Genomic DNA, 24987 nt, shown 5'->3' with positions numbered 1-24987 from the left:
CACCGTGGACCGCCTCATCTTCCTCACCCTGGACGGCCTGTCCCGGGGAGCGGTCTATGCCGCGTTCGCGCTCGCGCTGGTGCTGATCTGGCGTGCCGCGCGCGTCGTCAACTTCGCCCAGGGGGCGATGGCCGTCGCCGCCGCGTACGTCGCCTACAGCGTCACCGCGGCGACCGGCTCCTACTGGCTGGGCTTCCTGGCGGCCCTCGCCGCCGGGCTGCTGCTCGGCGCCGTGGTCGACCGGGTGGTGATGCGCCACGTGAACCACGCGTCGCCGCTCAACCCGGTGATCGTCGCGCTCGAGCTGGTGCTGCTGATCCAGGCCGTGCTCGGCATGATCTACGGCAGCCAGTTCCGGCCCGCCGAGGTGCCCTTCTCCCGCAGCGCGTTCACGGTGGGCGGGCTCACGGTGCTCTCCCCGTACGACCTGTTCGTCTTCGCCGCGGTCGGGGTGGTCGTCAGCGCGCTCGCCTGGATCTTCGCCCGGACCGCGGTCGGCCTGCGGATGCGCGCGGCGGCGTTCGCCCCCGAGGTGTCGCGCCTGCTCGGGGTGAACGTCGGCGGGATGCTCACCCTCGGGTGGGCGCTCGCCTCCGGCGTCGGCGCGCTGGCCGCCATGCTGGTCATCCCGACCGAGCTGGGCCTGCACCCGCACGCCATGGATCTCGTGTTCGTCTCGGCGTTCACCGCGGCGGTGGTCGGCGGGTTGGACAGTCCACCAGGGGCGGTGGTGGGCGGTCTGGCGGTCGGCCTGCTGCTCTCGTACGTCAGCGGCTACGCCGGCAGCGACCTCACCCCGCTCGCGGTGCTGGTCCTGCTGCTGGCGGTGCTGCTGGTGCGCCCCGGCGGGCTCTTCTCGACGGTCGCGGCGAGGCGGGTGTGAGCGCCACCCGGGCGGTCGCGCCGCCCCAGGAGTCCCCCGTCGGCGCCGCCGGACGGCCGGGCGCGCCGCGCCGTCGCGGCGGCACGCTGCTGCGTCACCTCGCCGTGGCGGTGGTCGCCGGGCTGCTCCTGGTCGGGGTGAGCTATGCCGTCGAGCCCTTCCGCAACTTCCAGCTCGCCACGGTGGCCGCCTACCTCTGCGCCGTCGCGGGGCTGACCGTGCTCACCGGGCTCAACGGCCAGCTCTCGCTGGGGCACGGCGCGCTGATGGCCACCGGCGCCTACACGGTCGCCCTCTGCCAGAACGCGTTCTACGACCGGGGGCTCACCGGCGGCTGGCTGCTGCCCGTCTCGCTGGCCGCGGCGGTCGTCGCCACGGTCGCGGTCGGCGCCGTCGTCGGCGTGGCCGCCGCCCGGTTGCGCGGCCCGTACCTGGCCGGGGTCACGCTGGCCGTCGCCATCGTGGTGCCGGCGCTGGCGGTCACCTTCGACGGCGTCTTCAACGGCGAGCAGGGGCTGTCGGTGCCGGTCGAGCCACCCCCGCTGGCGCTCGGCCCGTACTTCCCCTACGAGCGGTGGCAGCTCTGGGTCGCCGGCGCGGCCACCCTGCTCGCCCTGGTGCTCCTCGCGAACCTGGTAGGCAGCCGCTACGGCCGCACGTTCCGGGCGGTGCGCGACGACGAGGTGGCCGCCCGGCTCGCCGGCATCCACGTCGCCCGCACCCAGGTCCTCGCCTTCGTGGTCAGCGCCGCGACCGCCGGCCTGGGCGGCGCGCTGCTCGCGGTGCTGGCGCAGAGCGTGTCACCCGGCGCGTTCTCGATGACCCTGTCGCTCTTCCTGCTCATGGCCGTGGTGATCGGCGGGCTCGGGCGGCTGGCCGGGGCGGTGTGGGGCGCCGTCCTGCTGGTCGCCCTGCCCGACCTCAGCCACTCGGTGACCGAGCTGTTCACCCTCTCGCCGGCCGCGGCGCAGCGGCTGGAGGGGAACCTCCCGCTGGCGATCTTCGGGACCACCCTGATCGTCGTCATGATCGTCGCGCCCGGCGGCGTGCAGGGCCTGCTGTCCCGGCTCGGCCGCGCGGTGCTCGCCCGCTGGCGGGCCCGCCGGTCCTAGCTCCTGGTCCGGCCTTCCCCCGGGCCGGGCGCCCCACCCCCACCACCAAACCCCCAGCGAGAAAGGTCGGTGTTCCCATGCACCGGATGGCACGACGCGGTCTCGCGATCGCCAGCACCATCGCTCTGCTCGCCGCCACCGCCGCGTGCGGCGACGACGGCGGCTCCGGCTCCGGGCGCGCGAACGTGCCCGGCGTCACCGACACCGAGATCGTGGTCGGCACCCACATGCCGCTCACCGGCCCGGCCGCCGCCGGCTACTCGGAGATCGCGCCGGCGACCAAGGCGTACTTCGACTACGTCAACGCCAACGGCGGTGTGCACGGCCGCAAGATCACCTACAAGATCATGGACGACGGCTACAACCCGGCGAACACCCAGCAGGTGGTGCGCCAGCTGGTCCTCCAGGACAAGGTCTTCGCGATCCTCAACGGGCTCGGCACGCCGACGCACACGGGCGTGCTCGACTTCCTGAAGACCAACCGGGTGCCCGACCTCTTCGTCGCCTCCGGCAGCCGCAGCTGGGACCAGCCGGACAAGTATCCGGGGACGTTCGGCTTCAACCCCGACTACACCGTCGAGGGCAAGATCCTGGCGCACCACATCAAGACCAACCTGGCCGGGCGGAAGGTCTGCTTCCTCGGCCAGGACGACGACTTCGGCCGGGACAGCCTCCTCGGCGTGGAGAAGATCCTCGGCGCCGGCGCGGTGGCCGTCAAGCAGACCTACGTCACCAGCAACACCAACGTGGGACCGCAGATCGGCGCGTTCAAGGCGGCCGGGTGCCAGGTCGTCGTCCTCGCCACGGTGCCCGGCTTCACGGCGCTGTCCATCGGCACCGCCGCCAAGCTCGGCTTCCGGCCCCAGTGGCTGGTCTCCAACGTGGGCGCCGACCACGCGACCCTGACGAAGCAGCTCGGTGACGCCGCCCCGCTGCTGGAGGGCATGATCGGGGTCAACTACCTGCCGATGCAGAACGACACCGCCAACCCGTGGATCCAGCTCTTCACCCGGATCAACAAGGAGTACAACGGGAACGCGGGGTTCAACGGCAACACCGTCTACGGGATGGCGGTCGGCTACCTGTTCGTGCAGGCGCTGCTCGCCGCGGGCAAGGACCTCACCCGGGAGTCCATCGTCGAGGCGGTGGAGAAGGGCGGCTTCCAGGGCCCCGGGCTCGCCCCGCTGCGCTTCTCCGCCACCGACCACTCCGGCTACGGAGGGGAGCGGCTGACCCGGGTGAGCGGGGGAGTGCAGAGCTACTTCGGGCCGGCGTACGAGACCGACGAGGGTGACGGGCCGGTGAACGAGTACACCGCCCCGGCCGTCGCGCCGCCCGCGAACGGGGTGCCGACGGGCTCCTGACCCGACGACCGGGCCCGGTCACGGCGCGACCCGCCGTGACCGGGCCCCGCCCTGCCCGTCTCCCGGCCCGGCGGGCCGCGGTGCGTGCGGCCGGCATCCACGGTGGTCGTTGACCGTACGGGACGCGGCTCCTACTATCTGCACTGTGGATGCAGATTCCCGTCGGCTGGCCGGCCGGGTCGCGCTCGCCACCGGTGCCAGTCGCGGCATCGGCCCCGCCATCGCGCGGCGACCGGTGGCCGAGGGCGCCCGCGTCGGCCTGACCGCCCGGCGTCCCGAGGCGCTCGCCGAGGCGGTCGACGCGCTGGGCGGCCCCGCGTACGCGGAGATGGTGGCGGCCGGGCCGACGAGGGCGCTCGCACCGGCGGTCCGCGTGAACGCGGTCGCCCCGGGGGTGGTGAAGACGGGGCCGCACGGCGCGCGCGCCCGCGCGGAGCCGCATCGTGAGCGGGGCGGCGATGGGTGAGTGCGCCGCCGTGAACCCGCTGATCATGGCGCGTCTAGACTCGCCGGTGTCGCCGGGTGGGTCGCGGCGGTGGTGAGGGGACGGGAGCCGATGGGCGGGACGGCCGCGCCGGGCCGGGTCGACGGGCGGACGCTGCGCTCGGAACGGACCCGTGCGGCGATCGTCGACGCGCACCTCGCGCTCATCGCCGAGGGCGACCTGCGGCCGACCGGGGAGCGGATCGCCGAGCGGGCCGGGATCTCGCTGCGGACGCTCTGGACCAACTTCAAGGACATGGAGACCCTCTTCGAGGCCAGCGGGGCGGAGGTGCTCCGCCGGCAGGACGAGGCCTACCGGCCGATCTCGCCGGCGTTGCCGCTGACGAGGCGGATCGAGGCGTACTGCCGGCAGCGGGCCCGGCTGCTCCAGCTCATCGCGCCGTCGGCGCGGGCGGCGCAGATGCGGGAGCCCGTGTCGGAGCAGTTGCACCGCAACCGCCTCATGCACATCGCCCGGGTGCGCGACGAGGTCGAGACCCTCTTCGCCGCCGAGCTGGCCCGGGCCGGCCGGGGGCGCAAGCAGCTGGTCGACGCGATCGTGGCGGCGAGCATGTGGCCGGCCTGGTCCATGCTCCGCGACGGCCTGGGGCTCAGCGCCGCCTCGGCCCGCGCCGTGATGGCCCGCACCGTGGGCGCCCTGCTGGCCCAGGTCGCCGAGCACTGAGCCATCCCGGCCTCTTTCCAACCCGTTACGCATAGGTGACACTCGATGCATGGTTAGTGCATCAACAGTGCAAATAACCGCGCTGCCGGGCCGGGATGAGGAGTGCGGGGCGATCCGCCGGCTCCTCGGCGATTTGGCCGACGGCGGCGGCGCGCTGGTGTTCCACGGCGAGCCGGGATCGGGCCGTACCGCGCTGCTCGACCACGCCCACCGGCACGCCGACGGATGCGCCGCCATCGCCGCGGCCGGTCTCGCGGAGGAGGCGGCCCTGCCGTACGCCGGGCTGCAACGCCTCCTCGACCCCGTGCTGGACCGGGCCGGCGACCTCCCGGGCCGGCAGGCGCACCTGCTGCGCCGGGCACTGGCCGGCGCGGGCTGCCCGCCCGAGCACCGGCTCGCGCTCTGCCTGGCCGTCCTGGGGCTGCTCGCCGCCGCGGCGCGGGAGCGTCCGCTGCTGTGCACCGTGGACGACGTCGACCGGGGTGATCGCGCGACCGCCGAGACGCTCGCGTTCGTGGCCCGGCGGCTGCGTCGGCAGCGGGTCGCCGTCATCCTCACGACGACCGCCACGCCCCCCGCCGGCCTGCCGACCTACCGGCTGGGCCCCCTGACCGAGCGGGAGAGCGCCGCCCTCCTCGCCGACCGGCTGCCCGAGCCGCCGATCCCTCCGGTGGCCGCGGCGCTCGCCGCGGCCGCCCGCGGGAACCCGCAGGCCCTCGTCGACCTCGCCGGCCGGCTCAGCCCCGCCCAGTGCCGGGGTGACGAACCGCCGCCGGACGCCCCGCCGCCCGACGGCGCGCTCGGACGGGCCTACCGGTCCCGCCTCGACGAACTGCCCGGCGACACCCGGCGGGTGCTCCTGCTCGCCGCGCTCGACGAGGACGGCGCGCCGGACACCCTCGTCCGCGCCGCGCTCGCCAGCGGCACCTCGATCGCCGCGCTCGCCCCCGCCGAGCTGGCCGGGCTGGTCCGGGTCGCGGCGCACCGCGTCACGTTCCCGCACCCCGCCGCCCGGGCCGTGGTGGCGGACGCCGCCCCGCTGGCCGCGCGCCGGGCCGCGCACCGGCGCCTCGCCGGGGTGCTGGACGACCCCGCCCACCGGCTCGGCCGGGCACTGCACCTCGCGGCGGCCGCCGCCGGCCCCGAACCGGGGCTCGCCACCGAACTGGAGCGGGCCGCCGGCCACGACGGCGGACTCCGCGCGTCCGCCGCCCTGGAGCGCGCCGCCGAGCTGAGCGACGACCCCGTGTGCGCCGCGCGGCGACGGGTCGGCGCCGCCGCGTACGCCTGGGGTGCGGGCGACGCCCGGCGGGCCCGGCTGCTGCTGGCCGGCCTCGGGCCGGTGCCGCCGGCCGTCGCCGGGCGGGCCGACCTGCTCCGCGGCGAGATGGAACTGCGCGGTGGCCGGACCCCGGCGGCCATGCGGGCGCTGCTCGCCGCGGCGGACGCGCTGGCCGGCACCGACCGCGCGCTGGCGCTCACCGCGCTGGCGCGGGCCGGCGAGGTGCTCTGCTTCTCCGGCGAGCAGTACCGCTACGCCGACCTCGCCCGGCGGGCCCGCGCCCTCGCCCGCCCCGGAGATCCGCCCGCGACCGAGCTGACCAGCACCTACCTCGCCGGGGTGGGCGCCACGCTGCGGGGCGACCTGGAACAGGCCGGTCCCGCCCTGCGCCGCGTCGTCGTGCGCGGCGGCCAGCTCACCGGGCAGGCGCTCACGCCGGCCGCGCTGACCTGGGCGGCGTCGGCCGGCCTGCTGGTGGCCGTGGACGGCGCGGCCCACCGTCTCGCCGAGCGCGCCGTCGAGCTGGCCCGCGACACGCACGACCTCGCCGCACTGCCCCGCGCGCTGGAGCTGCGGGCCACGGCCGAGTACTGGCTGGGCCGGCACCGGGCGGCGGCGGAGAGCTGCCGGGAGGGGCTGCGCGTCGCGCGCGCCACCGGACAGGTCAACGCGGCCGACGTGCACCTGGGGCTGCTCGCGGTGCTCGCGGCGGTACGCGCCGACCGGGAGACCTGCCTGCGGCGGCTACGCGAGATCCGCGACGAGCCGGCGCCGCACCGCCGGCCCCGGGCGCTGGCACAGTGGGCGCTCGCGGTGCTCGACCTGACCGCCGGCCGGCACGCCGCCGCAGCGACCCGGCTCGCCGAGCTGGCCCGCCCCGCCACCGGCCGGGGGCAGGTCCTCGTGCAGGTGATGGCCACCCCGTACCTCGTGGAGGCCGCCGCCCACCTGCCGCACCGGCCGGCGGCGGCCGCCGCGCTCGCGGTCTTCGACCGCTGGGCCAGCAGCACGGCCAGCCCGTCCCGGCGCGCGCTGTCGGCCCGCTGCCACGCGCTGCTCGCCCCCCGCGGCAGCGCCGAGGCCGAGGAACGGTTCCGCGACGCGTTGCGGCTGCACCCGGCCGACGCGGACGCCTTCGAACGCGCCCGCACCGCCCTGCTCTTCGGCCGTGAGCTGCGGCGGGCGCGCCGACGCCGGGACGCCCGGGACCACCTGCACGACGCGTGGGAGACGTTCACGCTGCTCGGCGCGACCGCCTGGGCCGACCAGGCCACCGCCGAACTGCGCGCGGCCGGGGAGTCGGTCGCCGCGCCCGACCCGGCCGCCGCGCGGCTGCTCACCGGTCAGCAGCTGCGGATCGCCCGCCTGGTCGCCGAGGGGGCCACCAACCGCGAGGTCGCCGCCCGGATGTTCCTCTCCACCCGGACCGTCGACCACCACCTGCGCAACATCTTCCACCGGCTCGGCATCCGGTCGCGCACCCAGCTCGCCCGGGCGCTGGACCAGGACGTGCCGGTCGGGGCCCGAAGCGCCGCCGGGACGCGCGTCAGCGCCGGTCCTGGATCAGGGACATGAGCCGGCCGTGCGTCTCGGCGTCGCCGGCCGCCACGAGGCCGCGGACCCCCGGCCCGGCCGGGGTGCCGTCGAGGCCGGTGACCACGCACCCGGCGGCCCGGCACAGCGCGATGCCGGCGGCGAAGTGCACGCTGTCGGACAGGTCGTCGCCGTCGGTGACGTACGCGGCGCGCCGGCCCGCCGCGACCCAGGCCAACGCGAGCGTCGTCGACACGACCCGGGGTCGGAACCACCGCGCAAACCCCGGGTGGGCCAGCAGGTCGACGGCACGGAAGGCGGGCGCGCCCGGGAACGGCGGATCGAGGTTGACGTCCACCAGCCGGGTGGCGGCCGACGGCGCGAGCGGTGTGTCGACGCCGTCGCGGCGCAGCCAGGCGGCCGTGCCGTCGGTGACGAAGACCTCGTCGGCGAACGGGTCGGCGACCGCCGCGGCCCGGCCGGGCAGGGTCACGTTGACGGCCACCAGCATGGTGCCGACGGCGTAGTTCAGCGTGCCGCACAGGGGATCCACCAACCACCGGCGCGCCGCGTCGGCCGCGCCCTGCCGGCCGCCCTCCTCGCCGAGCACCGCGTCCCCGGGCCGGGCGGCGCGGATGACCTCGACGATCCTCTGCTCCGCGGCCACGTCGGCGGCCGTGGCGAAGTCGCCGCCGCCCTTGTCGACGCGGCTCAGCCGCTGGCCGTACATGCTGCGGACGACGTCCGCGCCGGCGCGCGCCGCGGCGACCGCGACCCCGGCGTCGTCGAGGTCCGTCCAAGAGTTGATCATCTGCGGAGCGTATCGGGATGGGACGGGGCGCGAGCGCCGGCCCGACCACACGTCGGCCGGGACCGGCCCGGTCGCCGGGGCCCCGGCCCGTCCGCGTGCCGGTCGCCCGTCCGGGCCCGCCGTCCCGCGTGGTCGTCTACGGCCGGCTCAGGGCACCACGACCGTGCGCGCGCCCTCGCCGCGCGCCATCCGGTCCAGGGCCGCCGTGGCGCCGTCCAGACCGGTGCGGTCGGTGATCAGCGGGGCGAGGTCGAGCGAGCCGTCGAGCACCGACCGGGCCAGTTCGGGCACGTCGCGGTCCGGGTCGGACGAGCCGTAGACCGAGGCGAGCAGCGTACGGGCCGAGTGGAAGATCTCCAGCGCGCCGAGCGGGACGACGTCGTCCTTGGCGCCCATGCCCACCACGGTGACCGTCCCGCCCCGCCGGGCGGCCCGCCACGCGGCGCGGATGGTCCCGCCCCGGCCCACGCACTCGACCGCGTGGTCGGCGCCCCGGCCCCCGGTCCGTTCGCGGACCGCCCTGCTCAGCGAGTCGCCGGAGAGCAGGAACTCGGTGGCGCCGGCCGCGAGCGCCAGCTCCGCCTTGGCGGGGGAGACGTCGACGGCCAGCACGGGGTCAGCGCCGGCCGCCCGGGCCGCGCCCACCACCGCCAGGCCGACGCCGCCCAGGCCGATCACCACGACCGACTCGCCAGCGGCCACCCGCGCCGTACGGCGGACCGCGCCGACCCCGGTGAGCACCGCACAGCCGAGCAGCGCCGCGGCCTCGAACGGCAGCTCGGCCGGGACCGGGATCACCGCCGCCTGGGGCACCACCACCTCCTGCGCCAGGGCGCCGAGGCCCAGCGTCACGTGCAGGGGTTCCCCGGCCGCCGTCGCGCCCCGGGCCGCGGCGGGCGCCCCGCCCCGCTCGCAGAGCCAGGGCTCGCCGTGCCCGCAGAACCAGCACCGCCGGCAGGGCGGCGCCCAGTTCAGCACCACGTGGTCGCCCGGCCGCACCCGGGTGACGTCCGCGCCCACCTCGACGGCCACGCCGGCCGCCTCGTGCCCGAGCACCAGCGGGTACGGCGCGGCGAGCGTCCCGTTCACCATGGACAGGTCGGAGTGGCACACCCCGGCGGCGCGGACCGCCACGCGGACCTCGTCCGGCCCCGGGGCGGGCAGAACGACCTCCTCGACCCGCGGCCGCTCACCCACCCCGCGGACGACGAGCGCCCTCACCGCTGGATCGACTTGGTCTGGAGGAACTCGGCGAGCCCGTGGCGGCCCAGCTCCCGGCCGATCCCGGACTGCTTGTAGCCGCCGAACGGCGCGAGCGGGTTGAACGGCGCGCCGTTGACGTCCACGGCGCCGGTGCGCATCCGCCGGGCCACCCGCACCGCGCGTTCCTCGTCCGCCGACCAGACCGCGCCGGCCAGGCCGTACCGGGAGTTGTTCGCCACCGCCACCGCGTGGTCGTCGTCGTCCACCGGGATCACGGCGAGCACCGGGCCGAAGACCTCCTCCTGCGCCAGGGCGCTGTCCGGGTCGACGTCGGCGATCACGGTGGGCGCCACGTACCAGCCCCGGTCCGGCACCGGGGCGTCCGGACCGCCGGCGACCAACCGGCCGCCGTCGGCGAGGCCGCGGGTGACGTGGCCACGCACCCGCTCCCGCTGCGCGGCGGACACGAGCGGGCCGAGCCGGGTCGCCGGGTCGAACGGGTCCCCGAGCCGGTAGCCCGCGGCGACCTTGGCGGCCAGCTCCAGCGCCTCGTCGTACCGGGAGCGGTGGACGAGCATGCGGGTCCAGGCGGTGCAGGTCTGACCGGAGTTGAGGAACGCGTTGCCGACTCCGACCTTCACGGCGGTGAGCAGGTCGGCGTCGTCGAGGACCACGTTCGCCGACTTGCCGCCGAGTTCGAGCGCCACCCGGGCGATCCGGTCCGCCGCGAGGTGCGAGATCCGCCGGCCGGTCGCCGTCGAGCCGGTGAAGGAGACCATGTCGACGTCCGGATGCGCGGCGATGGCCTCGCCGACCACCGGGCCGGTGCCGGTGACCAGGTTGACCACGCCCGGCGGGAGGCCGGCCTCGTGGATCGCGTCGAAGAGCAGGTACGACACCAGCGGGGTGAGTTCGCTCGGCTTGAGCACCACCGTGCAGCCGGCCGCGAGGGCGGGGGCGAGCTTCGCGACCACCTGGTGCAGCGGGTAGTTCCACGGCGTGATGGCACCGACGACGCCGACCGGCTCGCGGACGACGGTGGAGTTGCCGACCGTCTCCTCGGTGGCCGGGTGCGCGGCCAGCTCGACGTAGCTGTGCAGCACGGTGAGCGGGAGGGCCGCCTGGACGCGGGTGGCGAGCTTCAGCGGCGCGCCCAGCTCCAGGGCCACGGTGCGGGCGATCTCGTCGGCCCGCGCCGAGAGGGCGGCGTGCAGCCGGTCCAGGTGCGCGGCACGCTCGGCCGGTGGGGTGGCGGCCCAGCCGTCGAAGGCGGCCCGGGCGGCGGCCACGGCCCGGTCGACGTCGGCGGCCGTGCCGGCCGGCACGGCCGCGATGACCTCCTCCGTCGCGGGGTTGTGCACCGGGATCGTCTCGCCGCCGGAGGCGGTGACCCAGCGGCCGTCGAGATAGAAGTCGGTCCGTGCGAGATCCATGGCGCCCCTCACGTACGTCGCCAAACTAGCGCTGCAAGTTTGGACCCTAGTACGCCTCCGCGGGCGGCGGGAGGGGTGGCAGCGGCCCGACCTGGCGCTCGTACGTGCGCGACAGTCCGTCGATGAGCGCGTCGAGGCCGAGCGCGAACGCGCCCTCGTCCACCTGCTGCTGGTGCTCGGCGAGGCGGTGCGCCTGCGTGAGGTGCGGGTACTGCTCGGCGTACAGGCCGGGGTCCTCCACGAACCCGCGGGCGAACGACCCCAGCGCGGACCCGGCCACGAAGTAGCGCATGAGCGCCCCGATGTGGGTGGCCCGCGCCGGCGGCCAGCCGGCGTCGACCAGGCCGCCGTAGACGGCGTCCGCCATGGCGAGCGCCGCCGGCCGGCGCCCCGGGCCGCGGGCCAGGTACGGCACGATGTGCGGGTGCGCGGCGAGCGCGGCCCGGTACGAGTGCCCCCACCGGCGTAGCGCCTCCCGCCAGTCGACCCGGCCGAAGAACGACACGTCCACCTGCGCCGTGATGCTGTCGGCCACCGCGTCGAGGATCTCGTCCTTGGTGGCGAAGTGGTTGTAGAGGGAGGGGCCACGTACCCCGAGTTCGGCGGCGAGCCGCCGGGTCGAGAAGGCCTCCAGCCCCTCGGCGTCGATCAGCGCGGCGGCGGCCTCGACGATCCGCTGCCGGCTGAGCAGCGCCTGCCGCGGCCGGGGCATCCGGTCCTCCTTCCCTCGGTGACGGTGACCGGCGCGGTGTCGCCGTCGGCGGCCACCTGGGCGGTGCCCCGCCGGCCGGTCGCCGGGTCGGTGCCCCGCCGGGGCCCGTCCCGCCGGTCCGCGAGGTCGGCGGGCTGCCCGGTGGTCCGCCGGAAACTCTGCCACAGCGGGTCTGGACTTCATTTAACTTGCACCGCTAGTTTATCTCCATGGACCTGGGTCTCTCCGCGGAACAGGCGGCGGTCCGCCGGCTCGCCGCCGAGTTCGTCGACCGGGAGGTGCGGCCGCACGCGGCGGAGTGGGACCGGCGCGAGTCGGTCGACCCGGCGATCGTCGGGCTCCTCGGCGACCTCGGTTTCCTCGGCCTGACCATCCCCGAGTCCGACGGCGGCTCCGGCGGCGACCACCTGACGTACTGCCTGGTGCTCGAGGAACTGGGTCGGGGCGACTCGGCCGTCCGGGGCATCGTCTCCGTCTCGCTCGGCCTGGTCGCCGCGTCGATCGCCCGGCACGGCTCGGCCGAGCAACGGGCCCACTGGCTGCCGCGGCTCTGCTCGGGAGCGGCCCTGGGCTGCTTCGCGCTCACCGAGCCCGACAGCGGATCGGACGCCGCCGCGCTGGCGACCCGTGCCGTCCGCGACGGCGGCGACTGGCTGCTCACCGGCACGAAGACGTTCATCACCAACGGCACCACGGCCGACCTGGCGCTGGTCTTCGCCCGCACCGGCGAGCCCGGTCACCGGGGCATCACGGCGTTCCTCGTGCCCACCGACAGCCCCGGGCTGGCCCGGCGGGAGATCCACGGCAAGCTCGGCCTGCGCGGCCAGGCCACCGGTGAGCTGCGCTTCGACGGCGTACGGGTGCCCGACTCCGCGCGCCTCGGCGAGGAGGGCGGGGGCTTCCGGCTGGCGATGGCCACCCTCGCCAAGGGGCGGATGTCGGTCGCCGCCGGCTGCGTCGGCATCGCCCAGGGCTGCCTGGACGCCGCCGTCGCGTACGCCGCGCAGCGCACCCAGTTCGGCAAGCCCATCGCCGGCCACCAGCTCGTGCAGCAGATGATCGCCGCCATCGCGGTCGACACGGCCGCGGCGCGGCTGCTCGTCTGGCAGGTGGCCGACCTCCTCGACCGCGGCGAGCCCTACGCCACGGAGGCGTCCATGGCCAAGCTCTTCGCCAGCGAGGCCGCCGTGCGCGCCGCCAACAACGCCGTGCAGGTCTTCGGCGGGTACGGCTACATCGACGAGTACCCGGTCGGCAGGTACCTCCGCGACGCCCGCGTCACCACCCTCTACGAGGGCACCAGCCAGATCCAACAGCTCCTCATCGGCCGCGCGCTCACCGGCGTGAGCGCCTTCTGACGAGGGGGAAGCCCCCACCCACCACCCGGAGGAACCATGGACTTCGCGCTATCCGACGAGCAGCGGGCCATCCGCGACACGGCCCGCGACTTCATCGCCCGGGAGGTCATGCCGCTGGAGCAGGAGCTGCTGCGGCGGGAGCGCGCGCACCGGCCCGGCCTCGACCGCGGGGAGCTGCGCGAGCTGCAGCTCAAGGCGCGCAAGTTCGGCTTCTGGGGCCTCGCGACGCCGGAGGAGTACGGCGGCATGGACCTGCCGGCCGTCACCCAGTCGCTGATCTGGACCGAGATCGGCCGCTCGTTCGTGCCGTTCCGCTTCGGCGGCGAGGCCGACAACATCCTCTTCTACTGCAACGAGGAGCAGAAGCGGGAATACCTGCTGCCGACCATCGAGGGCGAGCGGTCGAGCTGCTTCGCCATCACCGAGCCGGGCGCCGGTTCGGACGCCGCGAACATCCGGCTCAGCGCGCGCCGCGACGGCGGTGACTGGGTGCTCAACGGCGAGAAGACCTTCATCACGGGCGGCAACGAGGCGGACTTCGCCATCGTCATCGCCGTCACCGACCCGGAGAAGGGCGCCCGCCGCGGCGGCGCGACCGCGTTCCTCGTGGACCGGGACATGGGGTGGCGCTCGGAGTTCATCCCGACGATGGGCGAGGGCGGCCCGGCGTCGCTGGTCTTCGACGACGTGCGGGTGCCCGAGCGGAACATCCTCGGCGAGCTGGGGCAGGGCTTCGCGCTCGGGATGGAGTGGATCGGCAAGGGTCGCTACACCATCCCGTCGCACGCCGTCGGCATCGCCGAGCGCGCGCTCGGGATGGCCATCGCGTACGCCAACACCCGCGAGACGTTCGGCCGGCCGATCGGGGAGAACCAGGCGATCCAGTGGATGATCGCCGACTCGGAGACCGAGCTGGAGGCGGCCCGGTGGCTCATCCTGCGTGCCGCCTGGACGGTCGACCAGGGCATGGACCCGCGGCACGCGTCGTCGATGGCGAAGCTCTACGGCGCCGGCATGGTCAACCGCGTCGTCGACCGGGTCCTGCAGATCCACGGCGGCATGGGCTACACCCGCGAGCTGCCGATCGAGCGGTGGTACCGGCAGGTCCGGCTCTACCGGATCTTCGAGGGCACCGACGAGATGCAGCGGCTCATCATCTCCCGCGACCTGCTGCGCGGCTACACCAAGCTGGGAGGGCACCTGGCATGAGGACGTTCGCCTCCGTCGACGAGCTGGCCGGCGCGGTCGGCGAGACCCTGGGCCCCGGCCCGTGGCTGCCGATCGACCAGAAGCGGGTCGACCTGTTCGCCGACGCCACCGACGACCACCAGTGGATCCACGTCGACCCGGAGCGCGCCGCCGCCGGCCCGTTCGGCGGCACCGTCGCGCACGGCTACCTCACCCTGTCGCTCCTGCCGGCCCTGGTCGGCGGGCTCTGGCGGGTCGGGGGCGTCGGCATGGGGGTCAACTACGGCCTCAACCGGGTGCGCTTCCCCGCGCCGGTGCGGGTCGGCAGCAGGGTACGGGCCAGCGCCACGCTCGCCGACGTCTCCCCGGTCGACGGCGGCGTCCAGGTGGTCGCGGCGGTCACCGTGGAGAGCGACGCGGGCGGCAAACCGGTCTGCGTCGCCGAGACCGTCAGCCGCCTGTACCGGGAGGTGTCCCGATGACCGCGCTGTCGCTGGCCATGATCCTGGCCGAGTCGGCCCGCCGGCACGCCGACACCGTCGCCGTCGTCGACGGCGACATCCGGGTGACGTACGCCGAACTGTGGCTGGAGGCGCGCAGCTACGCCGCCGGGCTGCGCGAGCTCGGCGTCGCCCCGGGCGACGCGGTGGCCCTGCTCGCCCCGAACGTGGCCGACTTCCCCCGCGTCTACTACGGCACGCTCGCCGCCGGCGCGGTGCTGGTGCCCGTGCACCTGCTGCTCACCCCGGACGAGGCCGCGCACGTGCTGCGCGACAGCGGGTCGAGCGTGCTGGTCTGCCACACCTCGCAGCTCGCCCTCGGCGCCGCGGCGGCGCAGGCGGCCGGCGTACGACTCGTGACGGTCGGTCCGGCCGTGCCGGGCGCTCCGGCGCCCCGCCTCGAGGACGCCGGCGAGACCGTGCCGCCACTGCCGTCGTACGTCACGCGGCAGGCCGAGGATCCCGCGGTGATCCTCTACACGAGCGGCACCACCGGGGTGCCCAAGGGCGCCGTCCTCACCCACGTCAACCTCGTCATGAACGCGACCGTCAACGTCTTCGACGCCAACGACTCGCGCAGCAGCGACGTGGTGCTCGGCTGCCTGCCGCTGTTCCACAGCTTCGGCCAGACCGTGGCGATGAACGGCACGTTCCGCATCGGCGCGACGCTGGTGCTGCTGGCCCGGTTCACCGGTCCGGAGGCCATCGACGTGATGCTGCGCGAGGGCGTGACCGTCTTCCACGGCGTACCCACCATGTACGTGGCGCTGCTGGAGGCGGCCCGCGGCCGCGGCGAGCTGCCCCGGCTGCGGCTGTGCATCTCCGGCGGCGCGTCGCTGCCGGTGGCCGTGCTGGAACGCTTCCACGCCGCGTTCGACACGACGGTCTACGAGGGGTACGGGCTGTCGGAGACCTCCCCGGTGGCGACCACGAACCAGCCGCACTTCGGCACGCGCGCCGGCACCATCGGGCACCCGATCTGGGGTGTCGAGGTGGAGATCGCCCGCGCCGACGTGGACGACCGGATCGAGCTGCTCCCGGCCGGCGAACTCGGCGAGATCGTCATCCGGGGTCACAACGTCTTCGCCGGCTACCTGGGCCGGCCCGAGGCCACGGCCGAGGCCATGGTGGACGGGTGGTTCCGCAGCGGCGACCTCGGCCGCAAGGACGCCGACGGGTTCGTCACGATCGTCGACCGGAAGAAGGATCTGATCATCCGGGGCGGCTTCAACGTGTACCCGCGCGAGGTGGAGGAGGCCCTCGCCCGGCACCCGGCCGTCGGCCAGGTGGCGGTGATCGGCCTGCCCGACCCGCGCCACGGCGAGGAGGTCTGCGCCGTCGTGGTGCCCGACCCGGCGGCGGACGTGCCGAGCGAGCAGGAGCTGATCGACTGGGCGCGGGAGCACCTCGGCCGGCACAAGTACCCGCGCCAGGTCCGGTACGTCGACGCGCTGCCGATCGGTCCCAGCCACAAGGTGCTCAAGCGGGAACTCCGCCGCGCCCTGGCCCCCGCCCCGCCCGCATAGAACTCACTCCTCCCGGTGGTCCTCGTCGTCCGGGATGATCGCCTCGCGCTGCTCCACGGCGTCCGCCGGGTTCGCGTCCTCGGGCAGCCAGGTCAACGAGTCCTGCTCGCCCGGTGGCGGCGAGCCCTGCTCGGCGACGTCCGCCTCGCTGGCCTCCACCGGCGGGGTGGTCGGGGTGACGTCCTGCTGCGCGTCGTCCACCACCGGCTGGCGCTGCTCCAGGGCGTCGGCCTCCGGCGGTTCGCGCAGCGGGTCGTCCGGGTCGACGGTCATGTCGCATCCCTCCGGGCACATCGGTGGTGGGTCGCCTCCTTAGTTCCCCGATGACGCGCCGGAAACCCGGGCACCGGGGGTGAAGAGGACACGGGCGCCGGGTACCCGGGCCCATGCCCGAGGGCCACCTCATCCACCGGTACGCGCGGGAGCAGCACGCCGACCTCGCCGGCCGGGTGCCGCGGCTGTCCAGCCCGCAGGGCCGCTTCGACCCCGGCCCGTACGCCGGCCGGACGCTGCGGGCCGTCGAGGCGTACGGCAAGCACCTGCTGTACCACGTCGACGACCGCCCCGTCCTGCACGTGCACCTGGGCATGCGCGGCCTCTGGCTGCGGTACGACGACCCGGCCGTGCCGCCCCGCGCGGGGGTGCGGCTGCGGCTCGCCACGGACGCCGTGGCGTACGACCTGATCGCGCCGATCCGGTGCGAACCGCTCCCGGCCGACGGCGAGCGGGCGCTGCGGGCCTCGCTGGGCCCGGACCCGCTGCGGGCCGACGCGGACGCCGACGAGGCGGTACGCCGGCTGGTCGCCGCGGGCGGGGCCGTCGGGGCGGCGGTGCTCGACCAGTCCGTCTGGGCGGGCATCGGCAACGCGTGGCGGGCCGAACTGCTCTTCCTGGCCGGCGTCGACCCGGACGCGCGCGGCGTCGGGCCGCAGACCGCGCGGCGGCTCTGGGAGCTGGCGGTGCGTCACCTGGCGCTGGGCCGGGACGCCGGGCAGGTCGTGAGCGACCCGGCCGCGCCCGACGAGCGGTGGGTCTACAAGCGGGAGGCGTGCCGGCGCTGCGGCGCCCCGGTGCGTCGCTGGACCCTGGGCGGCCGCACGGCGTACGCCTGCCCCGTGGACCAACCCACCTCGTCGATCTTGCACTAACCGCCCCGACAAAGCCGGGCCAAAGGGGCATCACGGGGGCCGAAAGTGCAAGATCGCGGGGGGCGCGGGGGAGTGGCCGGCGCGGGCTAGGTTGTTGCGCTAGCTAGGTAGTGGCGCTAGGGTCTGGCCGTGATCTTTCGAGCGGTGGGCCGGCCGGGATGAACCAGGAACGGCGGGCGCAGTGGCTGCGCGGGGTGCTCGACCTGTGCGTGCTCGCGCTGCTCAGCCGGGGCGAGTCCTACGGCTACGAGCTGTCCCAGGCGCTGCGGGCCCACGGGCTGGGCACCGTGCAGGGCGGCACCCTCTACCCGGTGCTGCTGCGGTTGCAGCGCTCCGGCCTGCTCACCGCGCACTGGCGGGAGGGCGAGACCGGGCCCGCCCGGAAGTACTACCGGATCAGCCCGGCCGGCAGCGCGGCGCTGCGCGCGGCCGCGATCGACTGGAGCGCCTTCGCGGCGAGCGTGGGCGCGATACTGAGCGAGGAGCCGAAGCGGTGAACCACAACGCCTGGCTCGCCGCCCTCACCGGCGAGCTGCGCCGGCACGGGGTGGGGCCCGACCTGACCGGTCACGTCGTCGCCGAGGCGGCCACACATCTGGCGAAGAGCGGCGAGTCGCCGCTGCGGGTATTCGGCCCGCCGGACGCGTACGCCCGGGCGGTCGCCGACAGCCTCGGCGGCCCCGACGTACGCCCGCCGCGACGCCACCCGGGCCCGGTGCGGCTCGCGGCGCGGGGCATCACGAAGCGCTACCGGGGGCGGACGGTCCTGGACCGGGTCGACCTGACCGTCCGGGCGGGGGAGATCGCGGCGGTGGTCGGCGCCAACGGCGCCGGCAAGAGCACCTTCCTGCGGATCTGCGCCGGCCTGCTGAGCCCCGACGCGGGCACCGTCGCGGTGCACGGCACGCTCGGCTACTGCCCCCAGGACGGCGGCACCGCCGAGTTCCTCAACCCCGACGAGCACTTCGTGCTGATCGGCGCGGGCCGGGGCCTGGGCCGGGCGGCGGCCCGGCGGGCCGGTCGCGCGGGCGCCGCCGCGCTGGAGTGGACGCCGCCGCCGCGCACCCAGGCGCGGCACCTCTCCGGCGGCACCCGGCAGAAGCTGAACCTCGTCCTGGCCCGGCTCGGCGAGCCCGACGTGCTGCTGCTCGACGAGCCCTACCAGGGCTTCGACCGGGGCACCTACCTCGACTTCTGGCACGAGGTGTGGCGCTGGCGCGACGCCGGCAAGGCCGTCGTGGTCGTCACCCACCTGCTCAACCAGCTCGACCGTGTCGACACCGTCCTCGACCTGACCGCCTCCCGGGAGCGCGACGCATGACCAGGATCCTCGTGGTCGCCGAGACCGCCCTGCGTGAACTGGTGCGCCGCCGCACCGTGCTGATCATCCTCCTGCTGTTCCCGCTGGCCTTCTACCTGAGCCGCCGCGGCGACCACCTCGGCCAGTCGATCCGGTTCGTCTGCCTCGGCCTGGGCTGGGCGCTGAGCACCGCCGCCCTCTTCGCCGGCAGCGCGGCGCGCGGCATCGAACCCCGGCTGCGGCTCTCCGGGTACGGGAGCCTGCACCTGGTGCTCGGGCGGCTGCTCGCCCTCTGGACGGTCGGCGTGCTGCTGTCCGCGCCGTACTTCCTGCTCATCCTCGTCGACCAGCACGACGTCCGGTACGGCGCGATCGCCCTCGTCATGGCGCTGACCGTGCTCGTGGCCGTCCCCTTCGGCCTGCTGCTGAGCGCCGTCCTGCCGCGCGAGCTGGAGGGCACGCTCGTGCTGCTCACCGTGGTGGGCCTCCAGATGGTGATGGACCCGGCCAGCACCGCCACCCGGGCGCTGCCGTTCTGGTTCAGCCGCGAGATCGGCACGTACGCCATCGACCACACCGACGGCGGCTACCTGACCCGCGGCCTGGTCCAGGGGCTGTCGTTCGCGGTCGCCCTCACGCTGCTCGTCGCGGTGGCCGCCGCCGTCCGGCTGCGGCAGCGCCGGCACCTGCGGTTCGCTTAGGGCAGTCCGCGGTCGATTTGCGGGGTCGACGACATCGGGTGCTCTCGCGGCGATGAGTTCGCCGGCGCCGGCAGGTCTACCTCCCGACCGACACCACCCACGGAGCGGGAGTACGACATGGGCCTCATCCACATCGAGCTGTTCACGACCCTCGACCTCGTCGGGCAGGCGCCCGGCGGCCCCGACGAGGACCCGGCGGGGTTCCCGTTCGGCGGCTGGCAGGCGCCCCTGCTGGACGAGGTCTCCGGGGCGCAGGTCGGCGCCGCGTACGAGGGCACGGACGCCCTCCTGCTCGGCAGGCGGACGTACGACATCTTCGCCGCCTACTGGCCGCACCACGAGGGCGGCGAGGACAGCGAGATCGCCGCGCTCTTCAACCGGATCCCGAAGTACGTGGCCTCCCGCGGCCGACCCGACCTGTCGTGGGCCGGGTCCACACAGCTCGGCCCGGACCTGGCCGCCGCGGTGCGCGACGTCCGGGACCGGCACGAGCACGTGAAGGTGGTCGGGAGCCTGAACCTCGTGCAGACCCTCCTGCGCGAGAAGCTCTTCGACCGGCTCGACCTCTGGGTGCACCCCATCGTGCTCGGCGTCGGGAAGAAGGTGTTCGACGGCGGCGCGGTGCCCACGAACCTCACGCTCCTCGAACCGCCGGCATCGAGCCCGAAGGGCACCGTGTACCTGCGCTACGGGCTCGCCGACGGCACGCCCGGGACGGGGGACATGAGCGCACCCGACCGCGGCGTCGGGAGCGGCGACTGAGGCCGACGCCGTGCCGGGTCAGCCCCGGGTCCGCGCCAGCAGCGCGACGACCTCCTCCGTGGTGCCGGTCTCGCCGAGCCGCGGGAAGATCCGCTCCAGGCTGGCGCGGTGCCCGTCGGCGTCGAGGTCGGTCATCGCGTCGGTGGCCAGGGTGACGTGGTAGCCGTGCTCGTACGCCGCCCGGGCGGTCGACTCCACACCGATGCTCGTGGCGATGCCGCCGAGCACGATCTGCGTCACGCCGCGGCGGCGTAGCTGCAGGTCGAGGTCGGTGCCGTAGAAGGCGCCCCAGTTGCGCTTGGTGACGACGACGTCGCCCGGGTGCCCGGTCAGCTCGTCGACGAGCGTGTCCCAGCCCTCCGGGCGGGTGCCGGCCGACCGGCGTTCGGTGCGACCGGGCGCGGCGTCCGACCCGTCCGGGGCGGTGGTGACGCGGACCAGCACGACCGGGAGGCCGTGGGCCCGGAAGGCGTCGGCGAGCCGGACGCCGCGGGCCACCACCTCGGCCGCCGGGTACGGCGCGGTGGGGGCGGCCACGATGCCGCGCTGGAGGTCGACGAGGACGAGCGCGGTGCGCGGGTCGAGCGTGGTGAGGGCCATCGGGTGTCCTTCCGGTTCGGGTGGTGGGCGGCGGGTGTCAGCCTGGAGCCGGCGCCCCGTCGGGCGCGCCGATCCGGCGCAGGGAACGGTCCGGCAGGACGACGAGCAGCAGCAGCGCGGCGCTGGCGACCATGACGAGCGCGAGTTCGTGCAGGCCGTCGGTGGCGGGCCGTCTCCCGCGCCGCCCGTGGTGGGGTGGCGCGGGTGGTCACGACCCGGTCAGCCGGTCCAGCAGGGCCAGCGCGCGCACGATCGTGCGGCGCTCGGCGTCGGTGTACCGCTCCCGCAGCATCCGGGCCAGCCACTCCTCGCGGGCCTGCCGGTCGCCCCGCACGCGCGCCCAGCCCGTGGCGGTGAGCGAGACGAGCTGGCGCCGACCGTCCGCCGGGTCGGGCGTGCGCGCGACGAGTCCCTGTTCGACGAGTGGCGCGAGGATCGCGGCCATCGACTGCGGACGGATCCGCTCGGCGGCGGCCAGGTCGCTGGCCGACGCCGCGCCCGTCGTGGCGAGCCGGCTCAGCACCGAGGTCTGCGAGGCGGTGAGGCCGCCCCGGTCGGGCACCTCGCGCAGCCGGCGGCGGAGTCGGCTGAACACCACCCGCAGCTCGTGCGCGGCGCGCACGGCGTCGGAGGAGAGGTCGGGACGGGCCACACCCGCACGCTAGAACCGTCAGCCTGAACTGAACAGTTCAGACTGACGGTTGTGAGGCGTGGAACACGCCGGGTCAGCGGGCCGGGTGGGCGGCCGCCGCGTGGCCCGCCGGCCCGAACGCGGTGAGGAAGCGGTCCCGGAAGGCGTCCATCGGCCAGACCGGCGCGTCCGGCCCGGGACGCAGCCCCTCCTGCCAGCCCCAGCCGGCGATCCGGTCGAGGACGGCCGGATCCCGGGCCACGACGGTGACCGGCACGTCCCGGCCGGCGTGCGGGCCGGTCACCACCGGAGCCGGCTGGTGGTCGCCGAGGAACACCAGCACCAGGTCGTCGTCGCCGTACGTCTCGACGTACGAGACCAGCGTCCGCAGCGAGTACGCGATCGCCCGCCGGTAGCCCGCCCGCGCCTCGGCCCGCCCCACCGTGTCCCCCGGGAGCGTGTCCCGGGCGGCGGCACCGGCGAAGACCGAGCCGTCGCCCACCTCGTCCCAGCCGATCAGGCGGGGCACCTCGGTCCAGGGCGAGTGGCTGGAGATCAGCGGGATCTCCGCCATCACGGGCCGGTCGGCCGGGGCCCGTTCGGTGCGTTCGAAGGTGGCGAGCGTGTACTGGTCGGGCATCGGCGCGTACGCGAACGTCGGACCCCGGTAGCCGAGCCGCGCGGTGTCGTAGTAGCCGTCGTACCCGAAGAACGCGCCCTCCGGCCAGGGTTGCGTGGCCGCCGGCATCACCCCGACGGTGCGCCAGCCGGCCCGCCGGAACGCGCCGTTGAGGGTGAGCCGGTCGCTGGCGAGCAGCGACCGGTGCCGCTGTTCGTTGTCGACCCAGAGGCCGGACAGGAGCGTGTCGTGCGCCAACCAGCTGCCGCCACCGGCCGTGGGGGAGGTGAGGAAGCCGCTGCGGGCCGCGTACCCGTCCGCCCGCAACCGCCGGTAGCCGGCGTCGAGCACCGGACCGACCTCGGCGGCGAGCCCCGGATCCTCGATCGCGCTGCGCCCGTAGCTCTCCACGAACGCGAGGACCACGTCCTTGCCGCGCAGGCCCGTGAGCAACTGGTCGCCCGGGGTGTCGGCGAACGGGTCGGCGGCGATGCGCGTGGCGAACGCGCCCCGGTCGCGCAGCCGCTCCCGGACCTCGGCGGCGTGCGACCCGACGAGGGAGCTGGTCCCGCTGTCGGCCACCGGGACGCCGAACGCCGCGCACGCCACCCAGACCACGGTGAGCGCGGCGACCGTCCGGGCCGCGGCCCGGTCGTGCCGCGCCACCAGCCGGGCCACCCGCCGCAGGGCGAGCGTCAGGAGCACCAGCAGCGTCCCGGTGAGCAGCACCGCGCCGGCCGCCGCCGCGAGCGCGCCGGCCCGCCCGGCCGCGTCGCCGAGGAAGCCGACGGCGTCGTCGAGCAGCGCCCAGTCCAGCACCAGGTCGAACGGCCGGTCCAGCGCGGCGTGGAAGCCCAGGTCGGCGACCTTCAGGACGGCCAGCACGCCGAGCGCCGGCCCGGCGGTCAGCACGGCCACGCGCCGCCCCCGCGCCGGCAGGGCGACCAGGAGGGCGAGGCCGAGGAGCGCTTCGAGGGGGATCCGCAGGAACGTGCCGGCCGAGAGCCGGTCGGTGCGGTCGGGCGCGAGCAGGACGGCGAGGACCAGCAGCCCGGCGAGGGCGGTGAGCACCCCGGAGGCGACGCGCCGCCACCTCCGGCCGGCACCGGCGTCCGGGACCGGAGACGGCGCCACCTCCGCGGGCGGTGCCACCGGCGCCGCATCCGCCGAGACCGAGGCTGGCGCAGCCTCCGCCGGAACGGCCGGCGCCGTCTCCGCCGGAATCGCCGTCTCCGTGGGCGCTGTCGTGGGTGGCCGGCGCCCGCCGGCGCGCCCCGGAACGCCGGTGCCGTCCCGCCGCGGCATCAGCGCCCCCAGCCGTCGCCGCCGTGCGCGGCCAGCGCCGGCGGTCGGGCCGGCGGGCCGCCCAGCGGCACCGGGGTCGGGCGCGCGGGCCGCGTGCGGTGCCGCCACAGCCACCGCACGTCCCGACCGAACGACTCGACGAGCAGGGCCAGGGCGGCGACGAGCAGCACCGTGGCCGCGGGCGCCGGCAGCAGGGCGGCCGCCGTCAGCACGACCCCCTGGGTCGCGGCGACCACCTTGCGCCACCGCCGGGGCGGCAGTGCGGCCCGCATCCACGGCAGCACCCACCCGGCGGCCACGAACGCGTACCGCATCCCGCCGACGGCCAGCACCCACGCGCCGGCGTCCGGTGCGACGTGCACGCTGAGCGCGAGCAGGAGGAACGCGTCGACCTCCATGTCGAAGCGGGCGCCGAGGGCGCTCACGGTGCCGGTCCGCCGCGCCACCCGGCCGTCGACCGCGTCCAGCAGCAGCGCGACGGCCGCGAGGGCCACCAGGAGCCCCACCGGTACGGGCCGGTCGAACCCGTCCACGACCAGCGCGGTCACGGCGCCGACCAGGACCGACCGGGTGAGCGTGACCCAATCCGCCGGCCCGAGCCCCCGGGCGCCCGCCCGGCGCAGCCCCCGGGCGAGCGCGCCGCAGCTTCCCACGCCGTACGCGGCGCCGGCGCACCACGCCGCGACGCCCAGCCCGACCGTCGTGTCCAGCACGGCGAGGAGGGCGAGCTGGGCGATCAGCCCGACAATCGGACCAGTTCGAACCGTTCGCACCGTGCCTCCGTGTTTATGATCGACGACCCTGTCAGGGAACACGGAAATCGCGAGCGTTCGGTTCGGTCGGGCGCGCAGTGAGGAGCAGCCGGTGACCCGTGAGGCGTACGCCTTCTGGCTCCGCTCGCCCGGCGAGGGCGAGATCCGCCCGGTGCGGCTGGCCGACCCGGGCGAGGACGAGGTGCTGGTCCGCACCCGCTTCACGGGGGTGAGCCGGGGCACCGAGACGCTGGTCTTCGCCGGCCGGGTGCCCGCCGACCAGTACGCCGTGATGCGGGCGCCCTTCCAGGAGGGCGACTTCCCGGCGCCGGTGAAGTACGGCTACCTGAACGTCGGCGTGGTCGAGGAGGGCCCGGCCGAGCTGTGCGGGCGCACCGTGTTCTGCCTCCACCCCCACCAGACGGCGTACGTGGTGCCGGCCTCGGCGGTCGTCCCGGTGCCGGACGCCGTGCCACCGGCCCGGGCCGTGCTGGCCGGCACGGTGGAGACCGCCGTGAACGCCCTCTGGGACGCGGCGCCGCTGGTCGGCGACCGGGTCACCGTGGTGGGCGCCGGCATGGTCGGCTGCTGCGTGGCGGCCGTGCTCGCCCGCTTCCCCGGGGTGCGCGTGCAACTGGTCGACACCGATCCGGCCCGGGCCGACGTCGCCGCCGCCCTCGGCGTCGACTTCGCGCTCCCGGAGGAGGCGGCCGGCGGACGGGACCTCGTGGTGCACGCGAGCGCCACCGCGGCGGGCCTGCAACGCTCGCTGGACCTGCTCGTGCCCGAGGGCACCGTCGTCGAGCTGAGCTGGTACGGCGACCGCCCCGTGGAGCTGGCGCTCGGCGGCGTCTTCCACAGCGGCCGGCTCACCATCCGGGGCAGCCAGGTGGGCACCGTCTCGCCGGCCCGGCGGGACCGCCGCAGCTACGCCGACCGCCTGGCGATCGCCCTGGACCTGCTCGCCGATCCCGCGTTCGACGCGCTGATCACCGGCGAGTCCCGCTTCGTGGAGCTGCCCGACGTGCTCACCCGCCTGACGTCGGGCGAGCTGCCCGCCCTGTGCCACCTCATCGCCTACGACGGGGAGTGATCC

25 protein-coding genes are annotated in these 24987 nt (G+C 75.7%); 16 read left to right on the top strand and 9 right to left on the bottom strand.

Annotated features, from left to right (window positions below; genetic code table 11):
- The first annotated feature begins 4 nt into the window (after positions 1-4).
- The 6 genes from D7I43_RS00615 to D7I43_RS00590 all read left to right on the top strand — a co-directional run bounded on the left by D7I43_RS00615 (position 5) and on the right by D7I43_RS00590 (position 7384).
- On the top strand, positions 5-883 hold the full coding sequence (locus tag D7I43_RS00615) for a branched-chain amino acid ABC transporter permease (RefSeq protein ID WP_120326362.1): 879 nt from the start codon (positions 5-7) through the stop codon (positions 881-883).
- Positions 880-1995 (top strand): branched-chain amino acid ABC transporter permease, encoded by a 1116-nt coding sequence (locus tag D7I43_RS00610; protein ID WP_120326361.1) that lies wholly within the window; start codon positions 880-882, stop codon positions 1993-1995. Before D7I43_RS00615 ends, D7I43_RS00610 begins: the two co-directional genes overlap by 4 nt.
- 77 nt (positions 1996-2072) lie before the next feature.
- The gene (locus tag D7I43_RS00605) at positions 2073-3359 is read left to right on the top strand and encodes an ABC transporter substrate-binding protein (RefSeq protein WP_120326360.1); all 1287 of its coding nucleotides are present in this window, start codon (positions 2073-2075) and stop codon (positions 3357-3359) included.
- Between the two features lie 145 nt (positions 3360-3504).
- On the top strand, positions 3505-3825 hold the full coding sequence (locus tag D7I43_RS00600) for an SDR family NAD(P)-dependent oxidoreductase (protein ID WP_120326359.1): 321 nt from the start codon (positions 3505-3507) through the stop codon (positions 3823-3825).
- A gap of 90 nt (positions 3826-3915) precedes the next feature.
- Positions 3916-4527, top strand: coding sequence for a TetR/AcrR family transcriptional regulator (locus D7I43_RS00595; RefSeq protein WP_120326358.1), 612 nt, complete (start codon positions 3916-3918; stop codon positions 4525-4527).
- A gap of 49 nt (positions 4528-4576) precedes the next feature.
- Positions 4577-7384 carry a helix-turn-helix transcriptional regulator gene (locus tag D7I43_RS00590; protein ID WP_120326357.1) on the top strand — a complete coding sequence of 936 codons (2808 nt, stop codon included), beginning with the start codon at positions 4577-4579 and terminating at the stop codon, positions 7382-7384.
- Here D7I43_RS00590 and D7I43_RS00585 read toward each other — a convergent pair.
- The 4 genes from D7I43_RS00585 to D7I43_RS00570 all read right to left on the bottom strand — a co-directional run bounded on the left by D7I43_RS00585 (position 7356) and on the right by D7I43_RS00570 (position 11501).
- A complete protein-coding gene (locus D7I43_RS00585; RefSeq protein WP_120326356.1) occupies positions 7356-8153 on the bottom strand; it encodes an inositol monophosphatase family protein in 798 nt (265 codons plus the stop codon). The genes D7I43_RS00590 and D7I43_RS00585 overlap by 29 nt on opposite strands.
- A gap of 147 nt (positions 8154-8300) precedes the next feature.
- Entirely contained in the window at positions 8301-9374 is a 1074-nt protein-coding gene (locus D7I43_RS00580) for an alcohol dehydrogenase catalytic domain-containing protein (protein WP_120326355.1), read from the bottom strand.
- Positions 9371-10789, bottom strand: a complete 1419-nt coding sequence (locus D7I43_RS00575) for an aldehyde dehydrogenase family protein (protein WP_120326354.1) — start codon at positions 10787-10789, stop codon at positions 9371-9373. Before D7I43_RS00575 ends, D7I43_RS00580 begins: the two co-directional genes overlap by 4 nt.
- Before the next feature lie 46 nt (positions 10790-10835).
- Positions 10836-11501 carry a TetR/AcrR family transcriptional regulator gene (locus D7I43_RS00570; protein ID WP_120326353.1) on the bottom strand — a complete coding sequence of 222 codons (666 nt, stop codon included), beginning with the start codon at positions 11499-11501 and terminating at the stop codon, positions 10836-10838.
- Between the two features lie 209 nt (positions 11502-11710).
- On the opposite strand from D7I43_RS00570, the gene D7I43_RS00565 reads away from it, so the two are divergent.
- From D7I43_RS00565 to D7I43_RS00550, 4 genes are read left to right on the top strand one after another with little or no spacing between them, the layout of a single operon-like run.
- Positions 11711-12859 carry an acyl-CoA dehydrogenase family protein gene (locus D7I43_RS00565; RefSeq protein ID WP_120326352.1) on the top strand — a complete coding sequence of 383 codons (1149 nt, stop codon included), beginning with the start codon at positions 11711-11713 and terminating at the stop codon, positions 12857-12859.
- A gap of 36 nt (positions 12860-12895) precedes the next feature.
- Entirely contained in the window at positions 12896-14068 is a 1173-nt protein-coding gene (locus tag D7I43_RS00560; RefSeq protein WP_120326351.1) for an acyl-CoA dehydrogenase family protein, read from the top strand.
- Positions 14065-14529: a MaoC family dehydratase gene (locus D7I43_RS00555; RefSeq protein WP_120326350.1), complete on the top strand. Its 465-nt coding sequence runs from the start codon at positions 14065-14067 to the stop codon at positions 14527-14529. Before D7I43_RS00560 ends, D7I43_RS00555 begins: the two co-directional genes overlap by 4 nt.
- Complete coding sequence (locus D7I43_RS00550) at positions 14526-16073, top strand: long-chain-fatty-acid--CoA ligase (protein ID WP_120326349.1); 1548 nt, start codon at positions 14526-14528, stop codon at positions 16071-16073. The genes D7I43_RS00555 and D7I43_RS00550 overlap by 4 nt, the downstream gene beginning before the upstream one ends.
- Positions 16074-16076: 3 nt before the next feature.
- On the opposite strand, the gene D7I43_RS00545 is transcribed toward D7I43_RS00550, so the two are convergent.
- The gene (locus tag D7I43_RS00545) at positions 16077-16346 is read right to left on the bottom strand and encodes a hypothetical protein (RefSeq protein WP_120326348.1); all 270 of its coding nucleotides are present in this window, start codon (positions 16344-16346) and stop codon (positions 16077-16079) included.
- Between the two features lie 113 nt (positions 16347-16459).
- Between D7I43_RS00545 and D7I43_RS00540 the strand changes: the two genes are divergently transcribed.
- From D7I43_RS00540 to D7I43_RS00520, 5 genes are all read left to right on the top strand, one after another.
- Positions 16460-17221: a DNA-formamidopyrimidine glycosylase family protein gene (locus D7I43_RS00540; protein ID WP_120326347.1), complete on the top strand. Its 762-nt coding sequence runs from the start codon at positions 16460-16462 to the stop codon at positions 17219-17221.
- A 158-nt stretch (positions 17222-17379) separates the two neighbouring features.
- Positions 17380-17718: a PadR family transcriptional regulator gene (locus D7I43_RS00535; protein ID WP_120326346.1), complete on the top strand. Its 339-nt coding sequence runs from the start codon at positions 17380-17382 to the stop codon at positions 17716-17718.
- Positions 17715-18542 (top strand): ABC transporter ATP-binding protein, encoded by an 828-nt coding sequence (locus D7I43_RS00530; RefSeq protein ID WP_120326345.1) that lies wholly within the window; start codon positions 17715-17717, stop codon positions 18540-18542. Before D7I43_RS00535 ends, D7I43_RS00530 begins: the two co-directional genes overlap by 4 nt.
- The gene (locus D7I43_RS00525; protein ID WP_120326344.1) at positions 18539-19222 is read left to right on the top strand and encodes an ABC transporter permease; all 684 of its coding nucleotides are present in this window, start codon (positions 18539-18541) and stop codon (positions 19220-19222) included. Before D7I43_RS00530 ends, D7I43_RS00525 begins: the two co-directional genes overlap by 4 nt.
- 117 nt (positions 19223-19339) lie before the next feature.
- Positions 19340-19984 carry a dihydrofolate reductase family protein gene (locus D7I43_RS00520; RefSeq protein WP_120326343.1) on the top strand — a complete coding sequence of 215 codons (645 nt, stop codon included), beginning with the start codon at positions 19340-19342 and terminating at the stop codon, positions 19982-19984.
- A gap of 18 nt (positions 19985-20002) precedes the next feature.
- Here the strand turns inward: D7I43_RS00520 and D7I43_RS00515 are convergent, their stop codons facing one another.
- From D7I43_RS00515 to D7I43_RS00500, 4 genes are all read right to left on the bottom strand, one after another.
- Positions 20003-20584 carry a hydrolase gene (locus tag D7I43_RS00515; RefSeq protein WP_120326342.1) on the bottom strand — a complete coding sequence of 194 codons (582 nt, stop codon included), beginning with the start codon at positions 20582-20584 and terminating at the stop codon, positions 20003-20005.
- Positions 20585-20792: 208 nt separating this feature from the next.
- Complete coding sequence (locus D7I43_RS00510) at positions 20793-21236, bottom strand: MarR family winged helix-turn-helix transcriptional regulator (protein ID WP_120326341.1); 444 nt, start codon at positions 21234-21236, stop codon at positions 20793-20795.
- Between the two features lie 73 nt (positions 21237-21309).
- On the bottom strand, positions 21310-22986 hold the full coding sequence (locus tag D7I43_RS00505) for a sulfatase-like hydrolase/transferase (protein ID WP_192902033.1): 1677 nt from the start codon (positions 22984-22986) through the stop codon (positions 21310-21312).
- Between the two features lie 152 nt (positions 22987-23138).
- Complete coding sequence (locus tag D7I43_RS00500) at positions 23139-23912, bottom strand: CDP-alcohol phosphatidyltransferase family protein (RefSeq protein WP_120326340.1); 774 nt, start codon at positions 23910-23912, stop codon at positions 23139-23141.
- A 91-nt stretch (positions 23913-24003) separates the two neighbouring features.
- Here D7I43_RS00500 and D7I43_RS00495 point away from each other — a divergent pair, with 91 nt between their 5' ends.
- Complete coding sequence (locus D7I43_RS00495; protein ID WP_120326339.1) at positions 24004-24984, top strand: zinc-dependent alcohol dehydrogenase; 981 nt, start codon at positions 24004-24006, stop codon at positions 24982-24984.
- The last annotated feature ends 3 nt before the right edge of the window (positions 24985-24987 follow it).

The organism is Micromonospora globbae, from assembly GCF_003610785.1.
Taxonomy (GTDB): domain Bacteria; phylum Actinomycetota; class Actinomycetes; order Mycobacteriales; family Micromonosporaceae; genus Micromonospora; species Micromonospora globbae.
This window is presented reverse-complemented; position numbering and strand designations above follow the sequence as displayed.